5 protein-coding genes and 1 pseudogene are annotated in these 4,790 nt (G+C 55.8%); 2 read left to right on the top strand and 4 right to left on the bottom strand.

Annotated elements, in window-relative coordinates:
• Positions 1-127: pseudogene (locus ACWB12_RS08405) on the top strand (tyrosine-type recombinase/integrase); the annotation flags it as partial.
• A gap of 256 nt (positions 128-383) precedes the next feature.
• On the opposite strand, the gene ACWB12_RS08400 reads toward ACWB12_RS08405, so the two are convergent.
• The 4 genes from ACWB12_RS08400 to ACWB12_RS08385 form a co-directional block, all read right to left on the bottom strand.
• On the bottom strand, positions 384-1,139 hold the full coding sequence (locus ACWB12_RS08400) for an SDR family NAD(P)-dependent oxidoreductase (RefSeq protein ID WP_479529625.1): 756 nt from the start codon (positions 1,137-1,139) through the stop codon (positions 384-386).
• 111 nt (positions 1,140-1,250) lie between these two features.
• On the bottom strand, positions 1,251-2,789 hold the full coding sequence (locus tag ACWB12_RS08395; RefSeq protein ID WP_479529624.1) for a trimethylamine methyltransferase family protein: 1,539 nt from the start codon (positions 2,787-2,789) through the stop codon (positions 1,251-1,253).
• 193 nt (positions 2,790-2,982) lie between these two features.
• Positions 2,983-3,150: a hypothetical protein gene (locus ACWB12_RS08390; RefSeq protein WP_479529623.1), complete on the bottom strand. Its 168-nt coding sequence runs from the start codon at positions 3,148-3,150 to the stop codon at positions 2,983-2,985.
• Positions 3,147-3,833 carry a TPM domain-containing protein gene (locus tag ACWB12_RS08385; protein WP_479529622.1) on the bottom strand — a complete coding sequence of 229 codons (687 nt, stop codon included), beginning with the start codon at positions 3,831-3,833 and terminating at the stop codon, positions 3,147-3,149. Before ACWB12_RS08385 ends, ACWB12_RS08390 begins: the two co-directional genes overlap by 4 nt.
• 301 nt (positions 3,834-4,134) lie before the next feature.
• On the opposite strand from ACWB12_RS08385, the gene ACWB12_RS08380 reads away from it, so the two are divergent.
• Positions 4,135-4,770, top strand: coding sequence for a class I SAM-dependent methyltransferase (locus tag ACWB12_RS08380; protein ID WP_479529621.1), 636 nt, complete (start codon positions 4,135-4,137; stop codon positions 4,768-4,770).
• Positions 4,771-4,790 lie beyond the last annotated feature (20 nt).

Here is a 4,790-nt window from a genome sequence, read left to right as displayed (position 1 = left end):
AACGTTCAACGCGCGGATTATGGCACTGCGGTTTCTGTTTGGCACGACCTGCGACCGTGAAGACATGAAGCGTTATATGCCGTTCCGGACGCAGCCACGCAGGCTGCCGACAGTGCTTAGCATCGAGACCGGCAACAACTCGTTCCGCTTCTCCCAGAGTAAAAACAGCCGCACCAACGAAACCGCAGCGCAAGCAAAGCCAACAGACGAGCTCGCTATATGAGGGCATCTCGCCTGTCGGCTTTGCCCTCAAACGGGGGTCAGTTTTAAATGCAAAACCCGGGTCAGTTTTAAACGCTAATTGACACGGTGGCAGACGTGCTGCGCGATTACGGCATGGAGGCGCGGAAAGCGGCGCCAAAGGATAGCCGCGCACGTCACGGTTAGCGCATTCGCAAGGCGCCGTCGATGCGGATCACTTCGCCGTTCAGATAGCCGTTTTCAACAATGAACTGCGCCAATGAGGCAAATTCGGCTGGTTTGCCCAACCGTTTGGGAAAGGTCACGTCAACGGCCAGTCCGTCGATGATCTCCTGCCCCAGACCTTCCAGCATCGGGGTCAGGAAAATCCCCGGTGCAATCGCCATAATGCGGATACCGTTGCGGGCCAGATCGCGCGAAACGGGTAGGGACATGCCCGCAATTCCGGCCTTTGAGGCGGCATAAGAAACCTGACCCATTTGGCCATCAAAGGCGGCAATGGAGGCGGTGTTGACAATCACGCCGCGCTCGCCGTCTTCATTCGGTTCATTTCCGGCCATTTCAGTCGCTGCCAGACGCAGTACGTTAAAGGTGCCGATCAGGTTAACGTTAATGGTGCGCTGGAAACTATCGAGCGCATGCGGCCCATCGCGCCCCACGGTTTTCTCGCCTGAAGCGATGCCGGCGCAGTTGATGCAGGCGTTGATTTTGCCCATATGCTCAGCGGCCAATTTGATGCCCGCCGCAACGCTTGCTTCACCAGTCACATCGACCTCGGCAAATCCTGCGCCTATTTCATCTGCCACCTCAACACCGCGCTTCGCATCACGATCGAAAATAACAACTTTCGCACCTGCGTCTCGAAAGGTGCGCGCGCATGCTTCGCCTAGGCCCGAAGCTCCACCGGTAATAATCGCTGCTGTTTGTTCAATCTGCATAGCGCCCTCCAATTAAATGAACACTTGTTCAGATACCCAAAACCCGCCCATTCTGTCCAGCCCTATAGCATTTTCGTTCCCTAAATATCCGCGCCGCAGGCATAGAACCTGTTATCCCACCAGATGAATATTAAACGCCGCCCGAATTTTGGCATCCAGCTGCGGATCAAGCGCGGCTTGCGAGGTCATCGCCAGTATCTCGTCCTTGCGCTTGGTCGCCGCAGGAACCAGCTCGGGCCGATCATATTCCTGCCACTCCTTTGGCGATAGACGGTTGGCAATACAGGGATACAGGTATTCGGTCTGCATCAACCCCAAGGTCTGCTCGTGCCCCAGATAATGCATCGGCCCGTCCATACAAACCGAACGCATCACCTCAAGGCTGATGCTATCCTCACTCACCTCAATCCCGCGTACACAGCGCTGCGCCTGACCAATCAGATCACCACCAAGGATCAGGCTCTCATGGCAAAACCCTAATAGGGACGCGTGCATTCCAGCCGCCTCGTAAACGATGTTCAACCCCGATAGGCCTGCCATCACATTGGAAATGCCCTGTTCCCATCCGGCTTGCATGTCGGGCAGTTTGGCATCCGCAATCCCCGCCGCCGCCCCGCCAGGCAGGCCGTAGAAATGGTGTATCTGGGCGCAGCCTGCAGTCAGCAATGCCTGCTCGCCCGACCCACCCGACATCGCACCAGTGCGCAGGTCTGATACAAAGGGCCATGTGCCGAAAATTGCAGGATAACCGGGGGAAATGGCGTTAACGTAAACGATGCCCGCCAGACATTCGGCCACAGCCTGCATGATCGCACCGGCGATCGAGGCGGGGGCCGTTGCGCCAGCCTGTCCCGCCGACAGCAACAGCACTGGCATTCCGGCGGCAATGCATTGCTCCATGATCTGGCAGCTTTCGGTGGCAAACCGCATTGGCGGGACCACGAAACAGTTGGAATTGGACACGAACGGGCGCGCCCGCCATTTATCCTCGCCACCGGAAATCATGTGCAGCATGTCAATGCCACCCGCCACATGATCCGGCTCAACAAACGATGTGCCGATGTGTTTGGTGGTGCCGTTCACACAGGCAAAAATGGTGTTCATATCCATTTCAAAATTATCGAGGACATCGCGGGCCACCATCGGGCGTTGCACGAAATGGATGTTGTCCAGCTGGTCAGCAATGCGGGCGGCATCAAACAGGTCTTGCAAGGTGCTTTCACGGTATTCGTTGGTGGCCACATCCACCATATGTACCGCAGCCCCTGCGGTGCCGTAATAAACCCGATTGCCACCGATCTGCATGTCACGGGCCGGATCACGACCATACAGGGTGACGGTTTTGGCGGCTTTGGCCAGCATATCCTCGACCAACGCGCGGGGAAAACGCAAGCGACCATCATCACCAAGGAACGCGCCCGCTGCCACCATCACATCGATGCCGCTTTGCGGGGCGTCGGCCAGCCCGATCTGTTCCAGCGCATCCAATGCGGCGCGGTGAATGCGCTCCATATCGTATTGTGACAAGGGGGTGTAGTTGCCGCCCTCCATTCCAGGTCGCACAGGGCGGATATCGTCAGCGAGCGGGGCGGCACGCAGGGCTACGCGGGCAGCGCGGCCACCAGAGCGGCGGGTTGGTCGTTTTGTCATGTCAGGGCTTTCTGATTGGGGGTGTCTAAAGGGTGAAGTCCCTATTGAGGACGCCCCCGCGCAGCCCGTCCACGCCGCGCTCCTATGGCCCGTGAGATCAGCTCGATTTTCCAATTCAGCTTTGTCATGACACAAACAATACCAACCCTTAATACGCCGTCTTGCCTGTTTGCGCCACATGGTCGCTTTCAGACTACCAGCGCCCTGATGCGCCCCCACCCGACGACGATCCACCGCCAAAACTGCTGCGCGAAGAGGAGCGCCGCGCGATGGTGTAGTTTTGCTCACGCCGGTAATCGCAATAGGTGCAGGTGGTGGTCAGGATACCGCTGCCTGACGTGGCGGTGCTGGCAGCGTTCATGACCTTGCGGTTGCGGCGCAGCCCCTTGCGTCCACAATTCGGGCACTTGCGAAAACGGGTAAAAAATCAGCGATTTTTCGGCGCATCCCGAAACCGAAAAAGCCGATAAAAATAGTGATAATGCCGGTCTTTTTGATGTCCCAGCTATTATCTTTGTCGGCTTTTTCTCTGGCCGCAATTGGCGCGGCCTGCCCATCAGCCAGTGGCAGGGCAATCCGGCGGATCACCTCGGCTGTGCCCAGCCGGATGCCTTGGGAATATTTGTCATTGCGGAATGATGGCAGGAAATTCTGGTCAATCACATCCCCAGCGGCAAAATTGTAGTTAGCACCATACCCAGTGCCCAGTTCCACCCGCATTTCACGATCATTACGTGCAATCAGAATCAGGATGCCGTCATTACGCGTGGCATCGCCAATGCCCCATTTATTGAACAATCCCGTGGCGAAATTTTCGATACTGGGGCTATTGCCATAGGTTTTGCGGCTGTCGATGGTCAGCACGGTGGCCTCGACCCCATGATCCTTGAACAGGGCTTTTAGCTGCGTGCGGATGACGGCCTCGTCCGCATCATCAATGACGCCCGCAAGGTCATTGATATAGACGTCTTCAAAGACTGGGTAGGTTTGGGCGTTGGAAAATGTTGGCAGTAGAAATAAGATCAGTGTAAATATACGGAGCATCTTTGCCCTCCAGTTAAATCCTTCAAAACAGTTGGCCCCATCATGACATCATCACGGGTGCAGTCAAATTGACCAACCTGCATACGAATCACAAATTGGCCCGCGCGGCGCGTCTGGACCCGTGGATTGTGTCATCATGTTTCATTGGCGCGATAGGGGCACGAGTGGAAGCGATTGGCAAGACCGGAGTATTCCGCTGACCTATGTATTTCCGCCTTGTGACGGGTCGCTAGTGTTGTGTAAACAGTCGCTTAAGTGCCATGTAAAATGGGGCGTGAACAAAACCAACAAGGAAAATACATTGGATATCAATGCAGTGAAAAGTTCGTACAAAGTATGGGCACCGGTTTACGATAAAACATTCGGGGCAATCACAACGGCAGGGCGCAAGCGCGCCATTTCGCATATCAATGCACGGCAAGGAAATGTGCTGGAGGTTGGCGTTGGCACGGGGTTGTCGCTGAGACACTATAAGCCGCATTTGCAAGTGACTGGCATTGATGTTTCCCCCCATATGCTGGCCAAAGCCCGCAAGAAGGTGGCCAAACGGGACTTGCGCCATGTTGAGGGGATTCACGAGATGGATGCCCGTGCGATGACGCTGCCGGACAATCATTTTGACACGGTTGTGGCGATGTATCTGGTGTCGGTGGTGCCGGATCCGGAATTGGTAATCGCTGAAATGGCGCGTGTCTGCAAACCGGGTGGCGAGGTGTTGATTGTGAACCATTTTGCCCGTGAAAAAGGCGCGTTATCGGTGGTGGAAAAGGCTTTTGCGCCCTTTGCCAGTAAAATCGGCTGGCATTCGGATTTTTCGATCCACAGGATATTGGGCGAGGATGAGTTGAGGGTGCAAGACCAGAAAAAATTCCCGCCTTTGGGTATGTTCACCTTCCTGCGGATGGAAAAGCAGGACGGGAGTGCACGGCTGCATTAGCCCAGCATTTTTTCCAACTG

The organism is Profundibacter sp. (assembly GCF_056498605.1).
This window is presented reverse-complemented; position numbering and strand designations above follow the sequence as displayed.